The organism is Occallatibacter sp. (genome assembly GCF_049802275.1).
Classification (GTDB): domain Bacteria; phylum Acidobacteriota; class Terriglobia; order Terriglobales; family Acidobacteriaceae; genus Telmatobacter.
The window spans coordinates 1-21,329 of sequence record NZ_JBARMD010000044.1 but is presented as its reverse complement, the minus strand read 5'-3'; the positions used below and the strand labels follow the sequence as shown (position 1 = coordinate 21,329).

Below are 21,329 nucleotides of genomic sequence, written 5' to 3'. Positions count from 1 at the left end.
TGATTCGATGGCAGCAAAGCGGCGACCTACTGCTTGGTGACGTCAGTCTCGTTGTCGTCGGCGTCGCGGTCGATGAGCTTATTGAGCGGGTCGATACCGGCGCGAGCGGGCATCTTGTCTACAACAATTTCAAATGTCTGCTTGCCGTCGTGCACCCATTGTTTTTGAAGGTACAGCGGCTTTTCGGTATCGCGCGGGCCGGTGAAGACGCCGATATCTACGAGGTCGTTCATCTTTTCTGGTGTCTCATTGCCGCTGCCGTCGGACTTCACTTTGTGCGCTTCCACGACTAGCGTGACTTTGTATTTGTGGTCGGGGGTCTGCGTTACCGTCGCTGACTCCGCGCGGTTGTTGTAGAGAACAATGTTCTCGAAGGAATCGTCGATGAAGTACTGGAGGTTGGCAGGAGTCTGTTCGCGCAGAGCAGCGACGAGTTCGCGTGTATCGGGATATGGTGCCGATTGCGCGGTCCCGGCATTGGCGTAACGATACTGCATCAGGAAGTTATGAAGCGCCAGGTTCACCTTGTCTTCGCCAATGTAGTCAGAAAGTGCGTACATAATCTGGCCGCCTTTCTGGTACCAGACGTAGGCCTCCTGCTGTACCTGAGCCAGAGGCTCTTCTCTACGAACCTCAGTGCCACGGCCGCGCAAGTATCGATCGAGTTCATGCTTGAGAAACTTGTGCATATTGTCATCGCCATACCGATGGCGCATCGTCATCAGGGCGGAATATTCGGCCAGGGTTTCTGACATCATGTTTGAACCGGCAACGCGGCCTCCGATCAGCTGATGCCCCCACCATTGATGACCGAGCTCATGCGCGGTGACGAAGTATGTGAAATCAATGTCAGTGGGTTTCTCCATCCGTTCGATAAATCCAATTCCCTCGGAATAAGGAACGGTGTTGGGAAAGGATTGAGCGAAAGTGCGGTAGCGCGGAAATTCGAGGATCCGATACTGCTTGAATTGATATGGGCTGAAGTCCTTTTCGTAGAACGCGAGTCCTGCTTTTGAAGCGGCAATCATGTCCTGCACGTCAAAGCTATGCGAAGGCAGGTGATAAACCTCAATGGCGATGGGGCCATTCGCGCCCTGAAAAACATCGCGCGTGACTTCATATTTGCCGGAGACAAACGAGAAGAAGTCGAGCGTTTGAACATCGCCCATGTCGTAGGTGAAGTAATGACGTCCGTTTGCGATCCAATCTTTTTTGAGGTAGCCCGGAGAGATCGCAATTTGATCCGCAGACGTACTTACGGTGGCTCGGTAATGAATCCAGTCGGACTGCGTCGTGAAGAGATTGGTAACACTGCCGACCGGATCCCCGCGCTTAGGAAGCAACTCGAGCGGCCCGAGATGTTCTTCGCGGCGACGCCGAGGATCGTTCAGCTCGATGTCAGGACTGTAACCGATGGTTGGAAAGTATCCCGAGTCGAAGAAGGTTCCGTTGTAGGCGAGCTCGGCACGCTCGTGGCCATCAAGGAAGCCTCGAGTTTCCTGACTCATGTTGAACGTCATGTTCATCGTTTCGCCTGGACCGAGCGGCTTGTCGAGAGCGTAGATGACGTAGAGGTTTCGAGGGCTGGCGGAGACGACGCGAAACGGTCGGTCGAATGAGACGCTGGCGACGGACTGTTGCGCATTGGTGATATGGATCTGCGTAATCGGCTGGGGCGTTTTGTTCTCGAGCAGGAAGTGACCGGTTCCACTGAAAGAACGACGCTCAGGAAAGATATCGATCTGCGTATCGACGGATATGACTTTGGGCTGCGGAAGGTGTTCGTATTTCTTGAAGTCCCGCTCGTAGTCAGCCTGGATCACGCGCCGGTCTTTGTTGGTGAGATATTCATTCAGGACGTGCGTGTTGTAGTAGAACCAGGCTCCACTGCCCACGGCAATCAATAGAAAGACCGCAGCTGCCGGGGCGAGCCCGGGCGTGTTCTGACGGAGAAGGTGCAACCGTGCACGCAGAGAGTCTTCCGCGCCACGGCGAGCGAGCGCGATCGAGAGGACTCCGAGGAATGCAGCGAACGAAAGCCAGTAAAGTATCGACCAGAACAGCGGCTGGACAAAGTGCCCGTAGCCGTTCATGTCGGAGTACGTGTACGGCGGAGTGGCTCCGAACAGGTAGAGAGTATTCTCCAGTCCGAAGTTATAAAGAACAGGCTGCATTACGAAGATGCCGATGACGACACCGTGTCCGATGAACTTGTTGGAGACGATGGTTTGCACGAACATGGCGAAGAGCGCAAAGGTTAGAACCTGCGGGAGGGTGACGACGTACAGTTCCTTGGCGTACTGCAGTAACTCGTAATGATAGTAGCCGGCAATCGTCTGCATGATGATTCCGCAGATGCCCGCAATTGTGAGCAATGCGAGTTCTACCACGCAGAGCGCAGTGAACTTCGAGAGCCAGTCAGTCGATTCCATCATCGGCAGAGCGTCGTGAATACCCTCGAAGCGAGTATCGCGTTCGCGCCAGACTAGCTCTGCCGCGTAGAACGTCGCAACAATGTAGAAGAAGAGCATTGCGCCCCCTTCAACGGACTGCAGCATGAGGTAGGTGACCGGCCAGACATTTGCTCCCTCCACGCGGCCGGCGTAGTGCCCATTATTGAGTGCCACGCCGGCCATAAGGACGAGTAAAACCCAAAAGGGAACGTCGCGCACAATGTTGCGGACTCGCATCTGGGTGAGTGAGAGGTATTGTGCCAGAGAGGTTCCTGCGCCGAACAATTGATGAACGAGTGGAATTTTGGCAACCGCCCGGCTCCGAGCCGGCCGCAGTTCTTCGTCCTGCTCGAGGGCAATGCGGGCGCGCCTGCTGCTGGTGCGCGCCGTGAGCGCCTCGAGTGACATGGGGAAGAATTTCCAGAGTATTCCGAGACTCAGGAGGCCCACGCCAATCCAGAGGACTCGGTTGTAGAGGAACACGCCTCCTGCAGAGTGCAGCGACCAGGAGTACAGCAGGGTGTTCTTTTCCACCACTGTCCAGTAGCGGGTGATGGAATCGTTGAGAATGACTCCGACGGGGTCGAAAACGCCGGGCCAGAACAGCGCGGTGCTGCGGGTTGTCTCAAAGGCACCGAGGCCAATCAAGTACAGAATCAGGAAACCGGCACCCTGGACATAAACGACAAAGATGCGCCGGGTCAAAGCGGCCACCATGAAGAAGATGGATCCGATGAAGAATATCTGTACGAGGACGATAAAAAGGAACGGCTGCAGATACCACCACAAGTGCGTCGGAGCGATGCGGGTGTGATCGGCCCACGGCGCGAGTGTTCCAAGCAACTCACCAAAGACCAGTCCCGAAAAGGCGAATGCGGTTGCCACGAATGATCCGGCCCATCGCCCGCCGAGGTAGGCGAACTTCGAAATCGGTTTCGTAAACAGGATCTGCGTGGTGTCGCGCTGGAAATCGCGGAGGATCGATGTGCCAAAGATGGCACCGATGATGATCAGTCCGAAGAAGGTAGAGAAGACGTCGTTGTAGATATTGGCATACGGTCCGTTGAGCAGCACCTTGCCATTGCCGAACGCGATGGGACCGAAGTTTTCCGAGGCGATGCACAGGAAGCTGAAGGCGAACCAGATGGCGAAGTACACGTAGGTGGAGATGGTTTTGAAACGAAACTTCAGCTCGAATATGAAGAATTCCAGAAACAATCGCATGTGCGCTCCGTAGCTAGTTCTTCGCGTGACGGGCCAGGCTGAGGAAGTAGACATCTTCCAGTTCCGATTCAGAAGGTTTGAATCCCTCTCCAGGGTCGGTATCGGCGTACACGCGCACTTCGTGCTGGCCGGCGATGAGGTGGGTGGAAATCACCTGGAGGTTGGCTTCGAGCGCCTTCAACTCGTCATCGCTGGCGGCGACCTTCGACCATATCTTCCCATGCAGCGCATTCAGCGTCTCCGTAGGAGAGCCCTCCAGCAGGACCGTGCCGTTGGCAATGATGGCCATGCGCGGGCATAGCTCACGGACATCGTCGACGATATGAGTGGACAAGATCACAATAACGTCGCGGCCGATGGAACTTAGCAGATTGAGGAAGCGATTGCGCTCCGCGGGGTCGAGTCCAGCGGTCGGCTCATCGACAATAATCAGCTTTGGCTTCCCGAGCAGTGCTTGCGCGATTCCGAAACGCTGCTTCATGCCGCCAGAGTAGGTGCCGAGTGATTTCTTGCGCACATCCCAGAGATTCGTCTGCTGCAGCAGGGCATTCACGATCTCATTGCGCTCGCCCTTGTTGGTAATTCCCTTCATGACGGCGAGATGATGCAGCATATCGAGCGCCGACACCTTGGGATACACGCCGAATTCCTGGGGCAGGTATCCAAGTATCTTGCGGACTTCCGTCTTGTTCGAAACAACGTCCAGTCCGTCGAGGGTCACGGTGCCGGCATCGGGTGCCTGCAAGGTGGCCACAGTGCGCATCAACGTGCTCTTGCCGGCTCCGTTCGGACCGAGCAGCCCGAACATATGATTCCCGATTGTCAGTGAGACGTTCTGGAGTGCTTTTACACCGTTGGGATAGGTCTTGGAGAGACCGGAAATGGTGAGAGCCAAGGCTGTAGTCCTCCTGCTATTTCTGAAATTTCGGGCGGGGTGGGGACGTTCCGGCCATGCTAGCACATTGATTGCTCAAAAGATATCGAGCATATCCCTCGCGGGTCTCGGGCGTTTGCAACTTCGCTGTCAATTTCTTGCCATTAGATCCGAACGAGTGTCTATCGTGGGAACGAGCCGGCCGTAACTCTACACGGCGAATCCGTGGAGATTGCCGATTCAGTGCCCAGGCGCTGTTTCTGCCGTCTGCATTCTCTGCCACAGAAGTGAGTAAATGGCGATAACGCAATAGCAGATGAGTGGCACCATGTAGGCGATTGAAATGCGATGCGTCTCCTGAGAGATCCATCCCATCAGCGGTGTGAGGACGGCTCCGCCGACGATGGACATGACGATGAGCGAGCCACCGATCTTGGTGTTTTTGCCAAGCCCCTCAATGCCGAGCGCGAAGATGGTGGGAAACATGACAGACATGAAGAAGCTGGTGAAGAAAATCGACCAGAGGCCGACCCATCCCGGGAAGAGGACGCCAATGCCGACGAGAACAATGTTGATCACACTGTAGAGGGCCATCAGACGATGGGGACGCACATAACGCATGATGGCCGAAGAACCGAAGCGACCGACGCCAAATGCCGCCAACGTTCCCGTGAGTAAATAACCAGCGATCTTTTCGTGCTGGTGGGTCGAATCCTGAACGTACTGGATGAAGTAACTCCACGTGCCGACCTGTGCACCGACGTACATGAATTGAGCAAAGATAGCGAAGAGGAATGTGGGATATCCGAGGAGGTCACGAAATTTCCCGTGGCTTTCTCCTTCTTCCTGATGTTCACCGGCGACCACAGGGAAACGCGTAACGGCAATGAGGACTGCCCAGCCGATGGCCACGGCACCCAGAACCATGTAGGGTGCAACCACACGCATCGTCTCTGTACGCAAATAGGCTGTGTACGTGTGGGCAGCCTGCATCGCGGCTACTTGCGATCCGCTGAGTTCGATTCCTGAAAAGATGAATACTGTGCCCATCAACGCGCCGGTGATCGAGCCGAGCGGATTGAATGCCTGGGCGAAGTTGAGGCGTCGAGCGGCGGATTCGGGGTCGCCCATCTGTGCGACAAATGGATTTGACGCGGTCTCAAGAAACGCCAACCCGCTGGCAATCACAAACAGCGCTGCGAGGAAGTACGGGTAACGGCCGATCATGGCAGCGGGCCAGAAGAGGAAGGCGCCGGTGCCGAAGAGGAGCAGTCCCACAATGAAGCCGGATTTGTACCCAAAGCGCCGCATCAGTAGCGCCGCGGGAGTGGCGAGCAGGAAATAGCCCATGTAGAAGGCAGATTGCACCAGTCCGGCCTGGAAACGGGACAGCGCGAACGACTTCATGAACTGACGGATCAAGACGTCATTGAGATTGTTGGGAATGCCCCATAGAAAAAAGAGTGCCGTAACCAACGCGAAGGGGATGAGCACTCCGTGCGGAATCAACCGCGGCCGAACAGGCGCGGTTTGCGCAGGCTCGTTTTCAGCGGAACCAATGGACATCGGGCTTCCCTTCTCTGCTCATGTTTGCTTCAGACTGCTGCCTTGGCTGCGTAGTTTCCGGAGCGCAAGTAAACACGAAACATCAACTCTGCCATGTTGACAGCATGAACGGCAAGGGCGGCTCCGCTTTTGCATGGCGAGATACGTCTAGAGGATCAGATGCAGAGAATATTCGATGACGTTCTTCCTCATCCCAATCAATCGAGATTGCCGACCACCTGCTCAGCAGCTCGCTCGAGAATGGAGGCACCGTATTGGTCCGCAGGGCGTCCTTCAACTGCGGGTATCTTAAGCGCATCGGGAACATTGCTCGTGGTAACTACGAAGAACGTATCCCGCATTCGTCCGGCAATTGCATCCCATGTGTGCCCCTGTTCATCCGGGCGTCGGCACTGCATGGCGTCATTTCCAAGCGCCTCGATTTGGGTGCTTCCCGGGGGGCATACATGTTTGTCCGCCTTGCCGACGAGGATACGCAACATTTTGGAGATGTCCCCGGATTGAGAAGTAAATTCGCAAAGCCCCTGCCCGTTCTCTTCCATATGAAGGTGCAACGTTACTGGGCCGCCGAGTACTGTTTGCGCGCTTCCGGAGGAAAACCATGGGCAGGTCACGGGTTCCTGGGCCATGGAGATTGTCGCGAAGACGATGAGAAGATACACGGCAGAGCAACCGGTAAGACGCATGCTTACACCTTCGGCTTCGCTGGAATGAGTTGTTCCGACTTAAGGATTTTGCCGCCTTCTTCGAGGACATAGAGATGGTTGGAATCGAGATTGTGGAACTGATCAACCTGTCCGCTCAGCCAGCGCACTTCCACCGTATCCACCTGCTTGGCCTGGTCCAATCCGAAATGAAGCCGGAGGTCGTTTTGCGAGAAATAGCTTCCACCACTGCGCAACTCATCAATCTGCACGAGAGGACTTGTAGCACTGGGCGAGGTCTTAGCGGACACGCTCACGCGGCTGCCAATGCCCGAGCGATTGGATTTGGTGCCGACGAGTTTGATCTTGATCCAATTTCGATTCAGTGTTGAGTCGCATCGCAAAAGTTGCGGCGGTGCATTGATGCAGTTCACCGCGATGTCGATGTCGCCATCGTTGTCGTAATCCCCAAAAGCGCAGCCGCGCGCCGGTGCATTCTCCAGGATCCCCGGTCCGCCCTTGTCGGTAACCTCTTCGAAGCGGCCGTTGCGCAGATTGCGGTAGAGATATTTGTGCTCGGCGTATTTCAGGTCCGCCTTGGAATTATCGACTTCAGGATAGACATGCCCGTTCGACATGAGAATGTCGAGCCACCCGTCGTTGTCCATGTCGAAGAAACCCACGCCCCAACCAAGCAACCGCGTGTTGACGCCCAGGCCGCCGGGGTAGGTACGATCTTCGAAGTTGCCGTCGCCAATGTTCGTATACAGCGAGTCGGTATCGCCGGCGAAGTTGGTCTTGACCACGTCGAATTTTCCGTCGCGGTTGTAGTCGCCGATGGAAACGCCCATGCCGGCTTGAGGTTTTGCTTCAGCGGAAAGGGCCGCGCCGGCCTCGATAGCGATGTCGCGGAATGTGCCATCTTTCTGATTGAGATAAAGCGTGGCCGGAGCAGAATCGTTGGCGACGTAAATATCAGGCCAGCCGTCATTGTCGAGATCTGAGGCAGCGACACTCAGCCCGTAGGTGCCGACTGCAGTCCACATCCCGCTCTTCTCGCTGACGTCTTCAAATGTGCCGTCGCCCTTGTTGTGATAGAGAATGTTCTTTCCCCCAGGAAGTCCCGGAGGGCCACAGGCGACCAGGATTCCCTTGTAAGTGCATGGACCATCCTGCGGCAGGGGCGCAGTCTTGAGGTCAAAATCGACATAGTTGGCAACGAAGAGATCGAGATGCCCATCCTTGTCATAGTCAACGAAGGTACATCCGCTATTCCAGCGAATCTTCGGCCCGGGCTGGATCAATCCCGCCTGGCTTGTAACGTCGGTAAATGTTCCGTTGCCGTTGTTGCGATAGAGCGCATTCTGTCCGTAGTAAGTGACGAAAAGGTCGTCGAGCCCATCGTTGTTATAGTCGCCCACGCAGCACGCCTGGCCCCAGCCGGTTTTGTGCTCGAGGCCCGACCCGATTGAAACATCGGTGAAAGTGCCGTCGCGATTGTTTTTGAAGAGCCGGCAATGAGGTTCCTGGCCCGCGGGAAAACCCTCCAAACGCCAGCCGTTCACGAGAAACAGATCGGGCCATCCATCATGGTCGTAGTCATAGAACGCGAGTCCGCAGCCTGTTGTTTCGAGCAGATACTTGTTGTGGAACTCGCCTCCGTAAATGGTTTTGCCGGTCAGACCTGCTTGCGGAGCGACCTCCACAAAGCTGACGCCGAGCGGCGTGCCTTCAATGGGCGACTTCGGGCCGGGGGGCGGAGGCGCGGGTCTTGCATCGTAGCTCCGCTCCTGCGGTCCTAGCTTCGGGGCTTGTTTAGGCGGCGCCTCCTGCGAGCCTGAGGCAAGGGCAACAATGTCGGCGAACGGCAATACCAGCGCGGTGCGGCTAAGAGAACGAAGAAATGTGCGGCGATTCAGATTGCGATAACCCACTCGTTGCTTCCTCTTTACGGTGTTCCCCCGCCTGCAGCCGGAGGTGGAGTGTGCACATTGCTGTGCACGTGCCATGGAACGCTTTCGGTCGAAATTTCGGGATGCTTGCGCAGATAGTCCAGCGAATACGTTGGAGCGGACGGATCAATTCTCTTGATGGTGTACAGCGAGGCCTCGACTTCGGCCTCATGCTTCATGCCTTTGCGGCGGTACAGAATCGCCAGGTTGTAATGGGCGGCGAGATCATCGGGATCGATTGCCTGCAGCGCCTTGAACTGTGCCATAGCATCGTCGGCGCGATGCTCCTGGTAGTACGAAATCCCAAGTTCGCGGCGTGCGTCGCGGCAATCAGGATACTGTGCAACCACTTTCTCGAGATCGGCGATTTCGGCCTCGGTGTGCCGAGAACGGCGTTCGACAAGAGCCATGTAGTAAAGCGCCCGCGCATCATTCGGTTTTAGAGCCAGAGCCTTTTCGAGTGGCTGCCGGGCTTCATCGTATTTTTCCCAATCGATATAGGTCAGGCCAAGATTGATGTATCCATCTTTATAGTCCGGACGAAGCCGTACGACTTGCTGGAAGGCGTTGACGGCATCTGCGTGTTGCAATTGATCGAGCAGCCCAATGCCGAGATTGTTCCAACGCATCCAGTCCTCATTATCGGCGGGCAATGGCGTCGTGGGTTGATTGTCGCCAATGTCGATGATGCGGCTGCGCGACGCAATTTCAACCACTGGGTAGGCCGGATGATCGGGCCCCAAAACATTGTTGAGATAGCTTTGACGCAAATGGCGATAGTTTACCTGCGCCTGCAGCGTGAATGGCCCTTTTGCCCCAGTCGGCAAACGGAACTGATAGCGGACCAGGGCCGATCGTCCTGACTGGATAGTGTTGTCATACGCGACGGAATGAATCGCGGAGACCACATGGTTCTCGACGAACTCTCCCACTACATTCACGGGTCGGTTAGTAAAACTATGCGCACCGGCCTGCAATGTTCCGTCAGGATTGAGGAAGCCGCTCTCGTAGATCTTCGTTCCATCTGCCGCGGTCACCGTGAATTTTACCCACGCCTCGTAGAGGTCGCGAACTTCAGGAATGAGCGAGTGACCGATCATTTTGTTCTGAATGACGACGTAAGCCTCGAGAACGTCGCCCGCGTTTACGTGGAACGGAACGGTACCGAGCGGAGCTGCAAGCATTCCGCCTTCCCCAATCTGCAAGCCAAAGATATCAACGTTGAGATAGTTTCCGGTTCGCAGGAATTCAATTGTCTGATCTAGTTGCTCGTTGAACCCGTAGTAAAAAGGAACCGCGGTATTGCCCGCCAGCCAGCGATGGGAAACAAACGTGCCATTCTTGGCGCCGGGCTCGGGTAATACGTTGGGGGCGCGTTTCATGTGGCAATCCTGGCAGGTGGTAAAGTCGGCGGTATAGAAGGTCAGAGGATTGCGATTGGAGAACTTGGAGTTCTGCCACTCGTCGTATGCAGTGAACGCGCGAATCCATTTGTAGTCGTTCAAGGTCGGGGGCAGGTTCGCCTTATGGCAGGCTTCGCAGAATTCCGGCGTGTGATAGATGTCCTGCATCACGGCTTTGGAATGCCGATCGAGATGCGCGAGGATCTCGGAGTCCGGCACCATGCCTGGGATGCGATTCCCCTTCTCATCGACCAGCGCTGAAGGCACGGCCATGACAAATCCACCATTTCCAACCTTTGACGCCACGCTCTGGATCGAATGGCAGGTCGTGCACGTCAGACCATCGCGATCAAAAAGCCGATCGACCTGCGAATTCGGATTCAGGGATCCCGTCAGCACCGCGATGGGGTTGTGGCAACTATCGCAGTGCCGCGCAAATTCGATTCCCTTGGTACGCAGCAGGATATTCACGCTTGTCCGGTAGAACGGGGTGCGGAAGGAATTGGAGTGCAGGGCCTGGCGCCATTGGTGGTAGGCCTCCTGGTGGCAGTGACCGCAATACTGCGCATCCATGAAGGCGCTCGGCTCAATAAAATCATTCCCCACTGAGGCGGCGTTTCCGGGAACTGAGATCTTTCCCTTTCCGAACGGGAAGTTGTAAGTCTCGCGCACCGTATCGGCGTAAGCCTTGCGAAGACTGGCTTCTTTGGCACGCGCATCCTGCTCGGCGCCATGCATGGCACGCAAAGAAACCAGAGACGCGGCATACGTCACTGCCAGAATGCCGAAGATACGTCGCGCGGAGCTGCTTAGCATGCGGGTAGCCAAGGCAGTTCGCGGCGTGTTCTAGCCATGTAGCGGGTGCAAGCAAACATCAGCGCAAGCGAGAGCCGACGGTGCGAGGGAAGAAGGGCGGACGCCGTGAGTGCCACTGAAAGTATAGGCCAGCGCCGGCGGGGATGTATATCCACCCGCGGTTTGAGAGCCGGTGCGGAGATCTTACTGTGGTGGCTTGTTCAATTTATCAGCCTGCGCGCGCTCGGCAGCCGCTTCGGCAGATTTCCCCTGCTTGCCCAGCGCTTCAGCCAAACTCAAGTGGGCTTCCGCATAGCCGGGGTCAAATGAAAGCGCCTCACGAAACTGAACGATCGCGTCATCGATCTTCCCACTCGCCAAGAGTGACTTTCCGGAGTTTGTAGCCACCTCAGCACGCTGCAGATTCATGTGATTGCGCATCAGGTCGGCCGCAACTTTGCGCTCCGCGACGGCTCCCGCCGTATCGTTCTGCTTGACCAGCACCGAGGCAAGAAGCAGATGGGAGTCGGACTGGTCAGGCATCTGCTCAATCGCTTTCCGCAGAGCCACAACGGCCTCGGGTAAGCGGTCGAGCTTGCTGTAAACGCTACCCAGCGTCGCCCAGCCTTCGCCGTTTTGCGGATGCAGCTTAAGCGATGATTCGAGTTGCTGTGCCGCGTCCTGGTAGCGACCTACCTGCAGGTAAAGCAACCCAAGGACATACGGCGGCTCATATCCTGAAGGATTCAATTTTGCGGCCGCTTCAAGTTCTGGAATTGCATCGGTCGCGTTGTCTTGAAGCTTGTAGGCCGTCCCAAGGTCATAGTGGAGTTGTGGAGAATCGGGCGACAGTTTGATTGCTGCTTTCAACTCCACCACAGCATCATCGATCTGGTTTATCTGGATGTATGCCGCGGCTAGATCCTGATGTGCGGTTGGATCACCCGGATTGATCGTGACAGCCTTCTTCAGAAACGGAATGCCTTCGGTGGCTTTATGTATCTGCGCAAGTGCCATCCCCAGATCGGTGAGCGCAGCCACGTTCGCAGGCTCGGAATGAACAACCTTCCTCAGCAAGTCGATGGCTTCCGGAACACGATCCACACGCTGCAGCACAATCGCGAGCTGGTATGCGGCTTCAGGCGACTTGGGCTGCAGTTCGACGGCGTGCTCAAGAATAGGGACTGCTTCGGAATCGCGTCCAGCGTCCGCGAGAGCCTTGCCCATGGCAAGCACGATAACCGGGTCGCTGGGGGCGAGGGAGTACGCCTTCGCATATTCCTCAAGCGCTCCAGGCTTCCGTTCGGCTTCGAACACAAGTCCCAGGTGCAGATGGGCGCTGGCAAGATCATCTTTCAGGCGTATCGCCTCTGAGAATTCCAGCTCCGCCGGCGCCCAGTCTTTCTCCATCGCATAGATCGCTCCGAGTTCATCGTGTAACTCGGCATTGCGGCCATCTTGCGCAACCGCCTCCTTCATTTCGCTGATAGCCCTACGTGTTTCTCCGCTTTCAGCAAGCGCCCGCGCATATACCGCCAACACCGCTGCGTTCAACGGATGCTGGGTGCTTCTCGCATCCGCGTCAAGTTTCCGAAAGAGAGGAATCGCCTTGGAAGCCGCTCCGGATTGCGCATAGACCATGGCCAGGTTCAGTTGCGCCACGCTGTCATTGGGCTTGAGCGTCAGTGCCTTCTCAAGCTCGCGGATACCGGCTGCCCACTGACCCTCGCGCACCAGAACCGCTCCGAGAGCGCTGTGCCCCTGTTCCGCTGCGGGCGCAAGCCGAGTGACGGCTTCGAACCTTAACTGAGCTGTTTTGAGATCGTTGCGGTTTAGCGCTTCCACGCCCTCGCGATAATCGGCATCCGCCTGGCGGAGGCTTGCAGAGGGTTCCTGGGCCAGGACCGCTGTGCCGGCGAGCACAACGAGGAATGAAGATACGCGGGGAAGGTTGAAACGCATAGGTCGGCGACCACCAAATTCTACATCGAACGGTAAGTCGGCAAACTACGCCTGGCTCATTGCGAGGCTAAGAATCTCGGATTCGTTGTTTGGGCAAAGAGGATCAAAATGGCTCGGTTTTTTGCTTAAGGCAGAAAACCGCGAAATCTCCAGGCGGAGGTAGACATCCATGGCAAGCCCTCCGTCGTTTTTGGGCAAGAACCGGCGTGTCGTGTGGCGGGGAAGAATGCCGAGGGGCGTGCTTACATCGCTCGCATTCGGGCGTAGCGAACAAGGTCGGGCGCTAACGAGATCGCCATGCTTCCAACTGCGACCATTCCGGCTGCGATCAAGATCCACTTAAAACTCTTCATTCCTTCTCCTTTGTGATTACACAGCCTGCTTCCGGCTCATTGTTGCTGGATGCGCTCCGGAGCCGTGCGGCGCTCGTTGCTATTGTGTACTTACTCAATCATCTACGCGCTTTCAATCTCATGGAACCATCAACTGGCGCTTGGATGCTGACGTTCCTGAGCGGGATGCTCGGATCGCCATTTAGACGCGAGCCAGCGCGGGTTCAGGTCCATGAGCTTATTTCAATGCACCTTCGGTGAACCTTTGTCTGCGCGGTTGGCCCATTTGCTCCATGTCACCGGATCGGCAAGCATCTTGATATAGACGCCGCCTACGACAGAACGGGCCTGAAATCCAACCTGCTTGGCAGTCACCGTGTCGTACCAGTCTGTCATTGGGACTCTCTCGGGAGTCTTGTTCAAGAACTGCACTATTGGATCGACCAGCGATCGAAAATCTTGAGGGTTTGTGGCTAGAGTCGCCGACCATACCGTCCAGTCGAGCTTGGTGTAGTCAGCCCGATTATCGAGTGGCAAGCCGTAAGGCTTCATGTGCGCTTTGTAAAAGGCCACTTCTTTGTCTGCTACTTCTTGCGGGAATAAATGAAGCCCCAGGATGACATCCCAAACGAGATTGTATTTCTGGCTCCATGTACCGGGCTTATCAAAGGCAAGACGGTAATGATCCCCATCTGCCGCCAGCTTTACCCAATTGGCAGCCATGCCTTTGGCCGCACTTCCATACTTCGCCGCCGCCGGATGATCTCCGATCTTGTCAGCAAGCTGCGCATAAGCGGCGAGGGCCTCGATCGCTTTGATCGAGAGATTCGTGTTGTGCGTGAGATGTCCGGCGAAGTCATCCGTGCAAAGCTGATTCTCCGGGTCGAAGCCCTTTTCCAATAGAAAATCGGCCCATTTCGTCAACAGCGGCCAATGCCTCTGAGCATATGCCGCATTGTTCTCAGCGTGTGCGAGAGCCGCGAACATGAGGATCATATTGCCCGACTCCTCCACGGGCATCTGGTCCTCTTCGCTTACTTCGCCACCACCGTAAAGCTGTCCATTAGCAAGCGGGTAGACTCCAAGGTCGTGCGGCGCAAAAGGGAACTTCCAGTGGCTGCTCTCGGCATAGCGCACCACAGGCTCAAGTTGCGCTTCGACTAGCCTGGGATTTAAGAGCAGAAACATCGGCGACGAAGGATATAGAACGTCAACGGTCGAGATCGAACCGTTGCTGAAGTTCTCCTTGGGCATGAAGAAGGGAATGCCGGCGTCGTCCTGAACCAGCTTATGGGCAGCGATTGCCTGTCGGAACGCCAGCGTCGCAATCGTCGCATAGTCTGGGCCACCGGCCCGGCGCAGATCACGCGACAAATCGGCATCGTATTGTTCAGCGCGCTGCTGGATCTTCGGGTAATCGCTCTCAGCCCCTTTCATCAATGCACTGAAGTTTGAGAACTCCTTGCGCCAATACGGCAATAGCCGTTGCCGCATATACTCAACCGAAAAGACGTCGTCATAGCCGAGCAACATGTGACGCGTGACGATTGTTGCTCCGACGCCGCCCAGTGGCAGCACCACATTCAGGGCCGGCGGCGACGGGTAGCGGCTTTGCGGCATTCTCGGCTGATCGAGGTCATCGTCCGTCGGGATCTCGCCGGTCTTGACGAAATCATCACGATAGGCCTGGTTTCCTGCAATGTATTCGGCCTCTTCTCCGCTCGGAATCCCCAGATAAAAATAACCCCAATCGATGCGAACGTTGTCGCCCCAATCCTGAAGTACCGGCTGCTTTGAACTGCCGACCCGCAGCAGATGCATTCCCTGGATCTCGGCACGCGACCACGTCACCTTCTCATCGGGGTGATTTACCGCTGTGTTGCCATCAGCATCCAGATAGAGCGCGACGGTGTGCGTTGCTCCATCGCGCGACTTCACGTCCCAGGTAAGATACGTCACCGGTCGCGCCATTACCGCAAGATCGTCGGGAAAGGTAGGAGTCAGAAACGTTAACTTCAACTCGATTTCCGGAGACTGCATGGTCACAATCGTGCGAGTCGGTGTTATCTCGCGATGCGTCTCTTCCAGAGCAGCAATGTCGCTGTCTGCGTCGCCCAGATAGCGATATGTCTTCGCGTCTACCCGTAAAAGTCCATTAAGGGCTTGCCTGGTTCCGGTCCAATGACGGGTCGCGCTGTCAGTGAGCCGGTCTCCCATCGACCAGATGCTGAAATACGGATCGTGGACAACGAGAGGGGTCGCGGGAACGCGCAAGGATTGATCTGGATTCTCGGATTTCAGGCCTTGCCCGGCCATTCCTCCAGTCAACAGAAATGCCGAAGCTGCAACTGAGATGAGTATCCTCAAGGCGATTTCTCTCCTTCTGCAAGGAATTCAAGCGCTCTTCCGACACGCAAATCTGGTGAAGGATGAGCTAAATTTTTCGGACTGTTTGGATTGTAAGACGGGCGCGCATTGTTCGCACAGTCTGCTGATGGCTTCAAGACTCACACGATGTCAGGCGTCTATACACAGAAATGGAAGGACGACGTATTGCTGTGATTGCTTGCGCTGGTCCGCTGCCATTGCAATTAGAAGTTCCAGCCACTACTCATCCTGCGCGGCTTAGCAATTCACTGATTCGGGCATGATAACTACGGCTCATGGCGAGCTTCTGTCCGTTGATCAGATGAACCATAAAATCACCGCGGGTCTCGGTGCGGACCTCTTTGACATAGCGCAGATTCACGATCGCTGACCGGTGTACACGCAAGAATGTTTCCGGATCCAAACGCTGCTCCATCGAATTCATGGTTTCCCGCAGCAGGTGCGTCTCGGTCCCGGTGCAGATGCGGACATAATTCTCTTCTGCACCTATCCAGCGTATATCGGAGACGGGGAGGAACAGAATGCGTCCCCGCGACTTGAAGATGATGCGGGCGGTGTATTGTCCGGGCGCTCCGTCCCTAGTCTGACTGCGATCATCATTTCGTTCGCCCGTCCGAAGTTGATCTCTTGCACGCATGACCGCCGAGCGCAGCCGCTCCGCACTAAACGGCTTCAGTAGATAGTCGGTCGCATTCAACTCGAACGCTCGTAAGGCATAGTGATCATATGCCGTAGTTAGGATCACGCGAGGAAGAGTAATTCCGGTTGAGAGCGAGAGTTCTGCGATCAGGTCCAACCCGTCCATCCCAGGCATGCGCACATCGAGAAACAAGAGTTGTGGGGATGCCGCGCGCACCAGTTCGTAGACCTCGCGCGCAGAGGACGCTTCGCCTACGATGTCGATATCCGGTTCATCACGAAGAAGCTGCCTCAGCTTCTGGCGAGCAAGCAGTTCATCATCAGCAATCAACGTCCGGATAGCCATGGACTCTCCCATTCAAGCGCTATTGAGATTTGTCCCTCGAGTCAGCAAGTGCTGCAGCATCTAATTGCCCGCAAGTCGAATGCCATCTCGTCGAGGAAGTCAGCCGCCTTGATTTCAATGACTTACCCGGATTGAGGAGGCTCGTGGACCGATGGATTTGTTCGCTTTCGCGATAACTTGTCCGATTTTGGACAGTGCCTCGGCATTGGCGATTGGACGAGCGAAGCCGGAGAGACTGCCAAAAAGCCACGGCAAAGAGAAGTTTCAAGGATTAGCTTTCATTCCGCGCAGTGACGCTCGTGCGACGAAAAGTCGCTTGAACTCCATCGATAGATAGATCGGAGAGGAAAGCATCCGGGCTTCGAACTAGCCCACACAAGTTTTTCTATCCCAAAAGCAAGATAGGCGAGCGCCTGTTTTTTGTGACGAACTGTGTCATCGCGAGGACGAAACGATACTTGCGCCTGATCATCATGTGCGCGGAAGAGACGAACTGCACTTTTCACGCTGATTACAATCGGGACAGTAACGAGTCTAGGAGGACAACCTATTCTCCGGTCGCACATACGACCAGAGAAACTGAAATATTAGTTCGGGCTCGGTGGTGCAGAAAACTGCACGCGGTATCTGGATAGCTTTCTCAGTCATTGAAGGAACGATGGTGTTTGTGAATAGCAAGGTGCAACTCACTCGGACAAGACCCAACCGATTGCGTTGACCCGGACAGCGAGTAAGGAATTGTGACACTCGACTTATTAAGTCGCGGCAACTCGCTCTCATCTGCTCGGTAACTTGGCGCATTCGGAATCCGGCTTCCCCAATCGTGATACCGGAGTCGTTCTGGGCCCAACCGCGCCTTAACACAACATTCAGAGTTCACCGTTTCCCAACGAACCGGAGGCATCATGACTGGCCATCGCAGTGAACGTGCATTCTCAATCCTCCCCGGTGCGATCATCGCATCGATGCTGTTCGCCATCTCACAATCGCGAACTGCGCTCGCGATCGATCCTGATATTCCGCGAATCCAGGGCGGCGCCGAGAGAGGCTCGATTCAGCAGCAGATCGAGCTGGCGGCCGCATATCTCGCAGGTCGCGGTGTGCCGCGCGATGAGGCACAAGCAGCCTATTGGTACGAGAAGGCCGCCAACGCCGGAGATCCGGGTGCCCAGCAAGAGATCGGCTTCTTCTACCAGGCCGGCATCGGCGTAAAAAGAGATCCTGCTCGCGCCGCACAATGGTTTGGGCGCGCGGTTTCTGGCGGATTGATCAGTGCGAAGGTCAACCTCGGAGTAGCGTACGTCTGGGGCCTAGGCGAGCGCAAGGATCCTGTCTTCGCGGCTCAACTCTTTCGCGATGCAGCACAGAAAGGCAATGGCGCGGGAGCACGCTATCTGGGACTCATGTATCAATTGGGATTCGGCATTCCGAAAGATGCGTCCCAAGCCAGACATTGGTTTGAACTTGCGGCCAAACTGCACAGTGTGCCTGCAAAGTACGACCTCGCGCTTATGCTGCTGCAAGAGCCTGACGCCGTTAATCGGGATCGCGCGTTCCAGCTATTACGCGAATCCGCAGCCGGTGGAGTCGTAGCTGCAAAGCACCAGCTCGGACTGGAGATTCTACACAGACCTGATCTGGCCCGCACATCCAATGAGGCCGTCACGCTTCTCGAAGAAGCTGCTTCTGATGGTTTCTGGAAATCGTCCGTTGTACTGGGAATTCTTTCGCGCGATGGAATTCAGATGGAAAGAGACAGCAAGACGGCCTACTTTCATTTCCGGGTTTCCGCATTGCAGGGTAGTGAAAAGGCCTCTGCCCTCGTTGCAAATGATCTTCGAAAACTCTCCCTGGAGTTGGGCCAGACGCAAATCCAGGCAATCGATCAGCAAGCCGATGAATGGGTACAGAAACACAGCCGCCCACTCGAATTCGTAGACATGCGAGGCGAGAAGGGAAAAATGTTTCCTGCGTATGCATTGCAGTATCCGGCAAAGGACATTCACGCCGGATTGCTTCTGGGATCCCCCGAAGCTGACGTCGGCGGTATACCGGATATTGGCGAGCCTTCACCAAGGTACGGTCTCAACATGCGCGGACGGAATTGAGCCCTGGTCCAAGGAACGATGCGCACAACAAGGTCAAACCATCGTGTATTCGCCCCCGCCATGAAACCTCTTGCAAGGTTCGGTAAGTAATGATCCGCACAGTTCTAGCAGACGATGAAGTGTTGGCCCGTCAAAAGCTTCGCCAACTATTGAATGACATCGAGGACATTGAGATCGTCGGCGAATGCGCGACAGCATGCGAGACTATCGAACTCGTGAAACTTGTGTCGCCTGATCTTCTGTTTCTTGATATCAGCATGCCTGGTACAGATGGCTTCGACGTCGTCAACTCTCTTCTATTGGATCCGGCCGGCAGGTTGCCACAAATTGTTTTCGTAACCGCAAACGATAGATGGGCAGTTCGCGCTTTTGAGTTCCATGCGCTCGATTATCTGCTCAAACCGTTCACGATCGGGAGACTGAATGCAGCGGTTCAGCGGGCTCGGGAGGGACTGGCGTCAAACAAGATAGCCGGTCATGCTGAAATGCAGAATTCAGGAAAAGAGCAATACACTACCCGGATGGTCTTCAAGTCTCGCGGACGGGTATTGTTTTTGTCGATGGGAGATATCTGCTGGATCGAGGCGGAGGAAAACTACGTCAGAATTCACACCGCAAACGAGTCACATCTTCTTCGTGAAACGATCGGAAGACTTGAAACCCGGCTGGACCCCAGCTCTTTCCTCCGAGTTCACCGTTCGGCGATCGTAAACCTTCAATTCGTCAAAGAAATCAGGAACGAAGCAGACGGCGATGCCAATGTGTTGCTGATAAGCGGCGAAAAGATTCCGCTGAGCCGTAGCTATCGATCGAGGATACAGAAACTGGTCAAGATATGACAGAATTCCAAAGATTGCATTCTGCAGGACGCCACGAGGCCATAGCTCAGGGGTAAGTTGGTCAACTTATCCCGCTTACATAGCCATTGGCCCCGATTTACATGCGACTCATCCCTGCTTCCCGATATCTGTATTCGAAAAGCGTTAAATACCATGACACGGATAGTTGCTCTCTTCTATCTAGTAAGTTGAGTCACCACCTTTTGCAGCCCGCATCTGTATCCGCGGCGATCATCCCGTCAGCCCCCACCTCGTCACAAATACGCGCTTTGGCAGTTCGAGGGCAACGAAGATGCAGATATTGGGCTGAGGGATCTCCTTATGAGCACAATTACATTCTCCGGAATCTCAGCGCGCACACCGGGTGAGTGGAAGAGATACTTGCCCACAACGCAACCACCTAGCATCTCGGTAGCGGCGAGTGTGAATGCTGATCGACACAGAATATTTCAGGCGCTCACCGTTCCCGAATACATCGAGGCATGGTTTTCACCACCCGGCGCTATCGAAGGCAGCACGGAAGTATTCGCCGGGACAGATTCCTTTTTAGCCAGTTACGTGAGCGCGGCCGGAGAACGCGCCGGGGTTCTTTGCTCGTACAAGGTTTGCAGGAGAGGAAAACTACTCTTCACATGGGAGCACAATGCGGAGGCAGAGCCGAGCGTGGTGAAGATCCGAATGCTCGGTGATTTTGGACGGACAACAGTGGATGTAACGCATGCCGGCCTGGCGCTTTCCGACCAACAATGGCATAAGAAGTTATGGGAGTCCTCTCTCGGGAAACTCGCCAAGCTCTTCGGAACAGATCGGAATTGAGGGCTAACGGCTCAGATCGATTCTGGTACTCGACTGAACCTTTGCCCCACAGAGATGCGCATTGCGCCGCGCTGTCGGCGCCGCGCCAGGTTCGACGAGGTTGCGCAACTCTACCTGCACCACGACGTAAGCAGCGTGGAAGTGCCTGATCGAGCCCTGAAGGGTTTTTTCGCGCGTGCACCTGAAGACTGGCGAATCGAAACGCGTGAACTTCCATTTGAAGCAAAGCGAGCTTGCAGTGTGGAGCAGGAATCATCAATGGGTCGTCGAGCCTGGCGCGTACACTGCTTTCGCCGCTGGCTCGTCGAATGCTACGCTGGCCACGAAGTTCACGATTTCTCGCTAGGAGCAAAATCGTCGAGTGGAACGGACAGTGTCAGAGCTGAAGGCGCAACTTGGCTCGCGTCAAGACTCCCGCGACCGCCAGCATCAGTAGTGTGAACACCAATGTTTTCACTACTCCGGCCGCACCGTTATTGAAGCGCGCATCGAGCCAGGTGAACCCCGCCACGCTCAACGCGAAATACCAGAAATCGGGCAGCAGATAGGTCAGAAGAGTATTCGAGCCTGCGGGTCTGATAAGAAAAGCCCAGCGCTGCCACTGCTTCACGTCACAAATCCAGTACAGCAATGTGAACAACAGAACGGCTGCTCCGATGCTATAGAGCGACCATGTTGGCGTGGCGCGGATCTTCGAGATGCCGAGCGGCGTAAGCATCCATCCCGTGGCAAACACCAGGAGACCGAAACCTAAGGCGAGAAATGAAGTCCGCAGAGTGCCGCGGACCAGTGATCGATAGATGGATGAGGTCACCACGCCGGCCATGATGATGCAACACATCGCGCCATTACCGAACGGCCACGCATAAAGAGGAAGGCGCCCTGGAAAGACCAGCCATCCCGCAGTGGAGAAGGCACACAACGCGAGCAGCAGGGCAAACCACGCGACTGGCGCCCACGCCCAGCGACGGGTTGGAATATACAGGAT

At 55.6% G+C, this 21,329-nt stretch carries 13 protein-coding genes and 1 pseudogene; 4 read left to right on the top strand and 10 right to left on the bottom strand.

Translation table 11 applies throughout. The features are described 5' to 3' along the window. Nucleotides 1-26 precede the first annotated feature (26 nt). From WA354_RS01375 to WA354_RS01335, 9 genes are all read right to left on the bottom strand, one after another. Nucleotides 27-3,677, bottom strand: coding sequence for an ABC transporter permease/M1 family aminopeptidase (locus WA354_RS01375; protein ID WP_472811217.1), 3,651 nt, complete (start codon nucleotides 3,675-3,677; stop codon nucleotides 27-29). 13 nt (nucleotides 3,678-3,690) lie between these two features. Then, complete coding sequence (locus tag WA354_RS01370; protein WP_472811216.1) at nucleotides 3,691-4,572, bottom strand: ABC transporter ATP-binding protein; 882 nt, start codon at nucleotides 4,570-4,572, stop codon at nucleotides 3,691-3,693. A 219-nt stretch (nucleotides 4,573-4,791) separates the two neighbouring features. Next, on the bottom strand, nucleotides 4,792-6,117 hold the full coding sequence (gene fucP / locus WA354_RS01365) for an L-fucose:H+ symporter permease (protein ID WP_472811215.1): 1,326 nt from the start codon (nucleotides 6,115-6,117) through the stop codon (nucleotides 4,792-4,794). Nucleotides 6,118-6,314: 197 nt separating this feature from the next. Next, nucleotides 6,315-6,803: a hypothetical protein gene (locus tag WA354_RS01360; protein WP_472811214.1), complete on the bottom strand. Its 489-nt coding sequence runs from the start codon at nucleotides 6,801-6,803 to the stop codon at nucleotides 6,315-6,317. Nucleotides 6,804-6,805: 2 nt separating this feature from the next. Next, nucleotides 6,806-8,695 carry a CRTAC1 family protein gene (locus WA354_RS01355; protein WP_472811213.1) on the bottom strand — a complete coding sequence of 630 codons (1,890 nt, stop codon included), beginning with the start codon at nucleotides 8,693-8,695 and terminating at the stop codon, nucleotides 6,806-6,808. A gap of 14 nt (nucleotides 8,696-8,709) precedes the next feature. After that, nucleotides 8,710-10,932 carry a tetratricopeptide repeat protein gene (locus tag WA354_RS01350; RefSeq protein WP_472811212.1) on the bottom strand — a complete coding sequence of 741 codons (2,223 nt, stop codon included), beginning with the start codon at nucleotides 10,930-10,932 and terminating at the stop codon, nucleotides 8,710-8,712. A 183-nt stretch (nucleotides 10,933-11,115) separates the two neighbouring features. Beyond that, nucleotides 11,116-12,873, bottom strand: coding sequence for a tetratricopeptide repeat protein (locus WA354_RS01345; RefSeq protein WP_472811211.1), 1,758 nt, complete (start codon nucleotides 12,871-12,873; stop codon nucleotides 11,116-11,118). A gap of 575 nt (nucleotides 12,874-13,448) precedes the next feature. Then, nucleotides 13,449-15,521 carry a glutaminase family protein gene (locus WA354_RS01340; protein WP_472811210.1) on the bottom strand — a complete coding sequence of 691 codons (2,073 nt, stop codon included), beginning with the start codon at nucleotides 15,519-15,521 and terminating at the stop codon, nucleotides 13,449-13,451. A 295-nt stretch (nucleotides 15,522-15,816) separates the two neighbouring features. After that, a complete protein-coding gene (locus WA354_RS01335; protein ID WP_472811209.1) occupies nucleotides 15,817-16,578 on the bottom strand; it encodes a LytR/AlgR family response regulator transcription factor in 762 nt (253 codons plus the stop codon). A 905-nt stretch (nucleotides 16,579-17,483) separates the two neighbouring features. Between WA354_RS01335 and WA354_RS01330 the strand changes: the two genes are divergently transcribed. From WA354_RS01330 to WA354_RS01315, 4 genes are all read left to right on the top strand, one after another. Then, a complete protein-coding gene (locus WA354_RS01330; RefSeq protein ID WP_472811208.1) occupies nucleotides 17,484-18,686 on the top strand; it encodes a tetratricopeptide repeat protein in 1,203 nt (400 codons plus the stop codon). A gap of 89 nt (nucleotides 18,687-18,775) precedes the next feature. Further along, complete coding sequence (locus tag WA354_RS01325; protein WP_472811207.1) at nucleotides 18,776-19,525, top strand: LytR/AlgR family response regulator transcription factor; 750 nt, start codon at nucleotides 18,776-18,778, stop codon at nucleotides 19,523-19,525. Nucleotides 19,526-19,846: 321 nt separating this feature from the next. Next, entirely contained in the window at nucleotides 19,847-20,341 is a 495-nt protein-coding gene (locus WA354_RS01320) for an SRPBCC family protein (protein ID WP_472811206.1), read from the top strand. A 175-nt stretch (nucleotides 20,342-20,516) separates the two neighbouring features. Next, nucleotides 20,517-20,687, top strand: a complete 171-nt coding sequence (locus tag WA354_RS01315; RefSeq protein ID WP_472811205.1) for a fibronectin type III-like domain-contianing protein — start codon at nucleotides 20,517-20,519, stop codon at nucleotides 20,685-20,687. A 30-nt stretch (nucleotides 20,688-20,717) separates the two neighbouring features. Here the strand turns inward: WA354_RS01315 and WA354_RS01310 are convergent. Then, nucleotides 20,718-21,329 (bottom strand): annotated as a pseudogene (locus WA354_RS01310) (DUF5009 domain-containing protein); the annotation flags it as partial.

Coding starts and splice junctions, on each gene's coding strand:
- WA354_RS01375 (WP_472811217.1), bottom strand. CDS start 3,677: ATGCGATTGTTTCTGGAATTCTTCATATTCGAGCTGAAGTTTCGTTTC.
- fucP (WP_472811215.1), bottom strand. CDS start 6,117: ATGTCCATTGGTTCCGCTGAAAACGAGCCTGCGCAAACCGCGCCTGTT.
- WA354_RS01360 (WP_472811214.1), bottom strand. CDS start 6,803: ATGCGTCTTACCGGTTGCTCTGCCGTGTATCTTCTCATCGTCTTCGCG.
- WA354_RS01350 (WP_472811212.1), bottom strand. CDS start 10,932: ATGCTAAGCAGCTCCGCGCGACGTATCTTCGGCATTCTGGCAGTGACG.
- WA354_RS01345 (WP_472811211.1), bottom strand. CDS start 12,873: ATGCGTTTCAACCTTCCCCGCGTATCTTCATTCCTCGTTGTGCTCGCC.
- WA354_RS01340 (WP_472811210.1), bottom strand. CDS start 15,521: ATGGCCGGGCAAGGCCTGAAATCCGAGAATCCAGATCAATCCTTGCGC.
- WA354_RS01335 (WP_472811209.1), bottom strand. CDS start 16,578: ATGGCTATCCGGACGTTGATTGCTGATGATGAACTGCTTGCTCGCCAG.
- WA354_RS01330 (WP_472811208.1), top strand. CDS start 17,484: ATGACTGGCCATCGCAGTGAACGTGCATTCTCAATCCTCCCCGGTGCG.
- WA354_RS01325 (WP_472811207.1), top strand. CDS start 18,776: ATGATCCGCACAGTTCTAGCAGACGATGAAGTGTTGGCCCGTCAAAAG.
- WA354_RS01320 (WP_472811206.1), top strand. CDS start 19,847: ATGAGCACAATTACATTCTCCGGAATCTCAGCGCGCACACCGGGTGAG.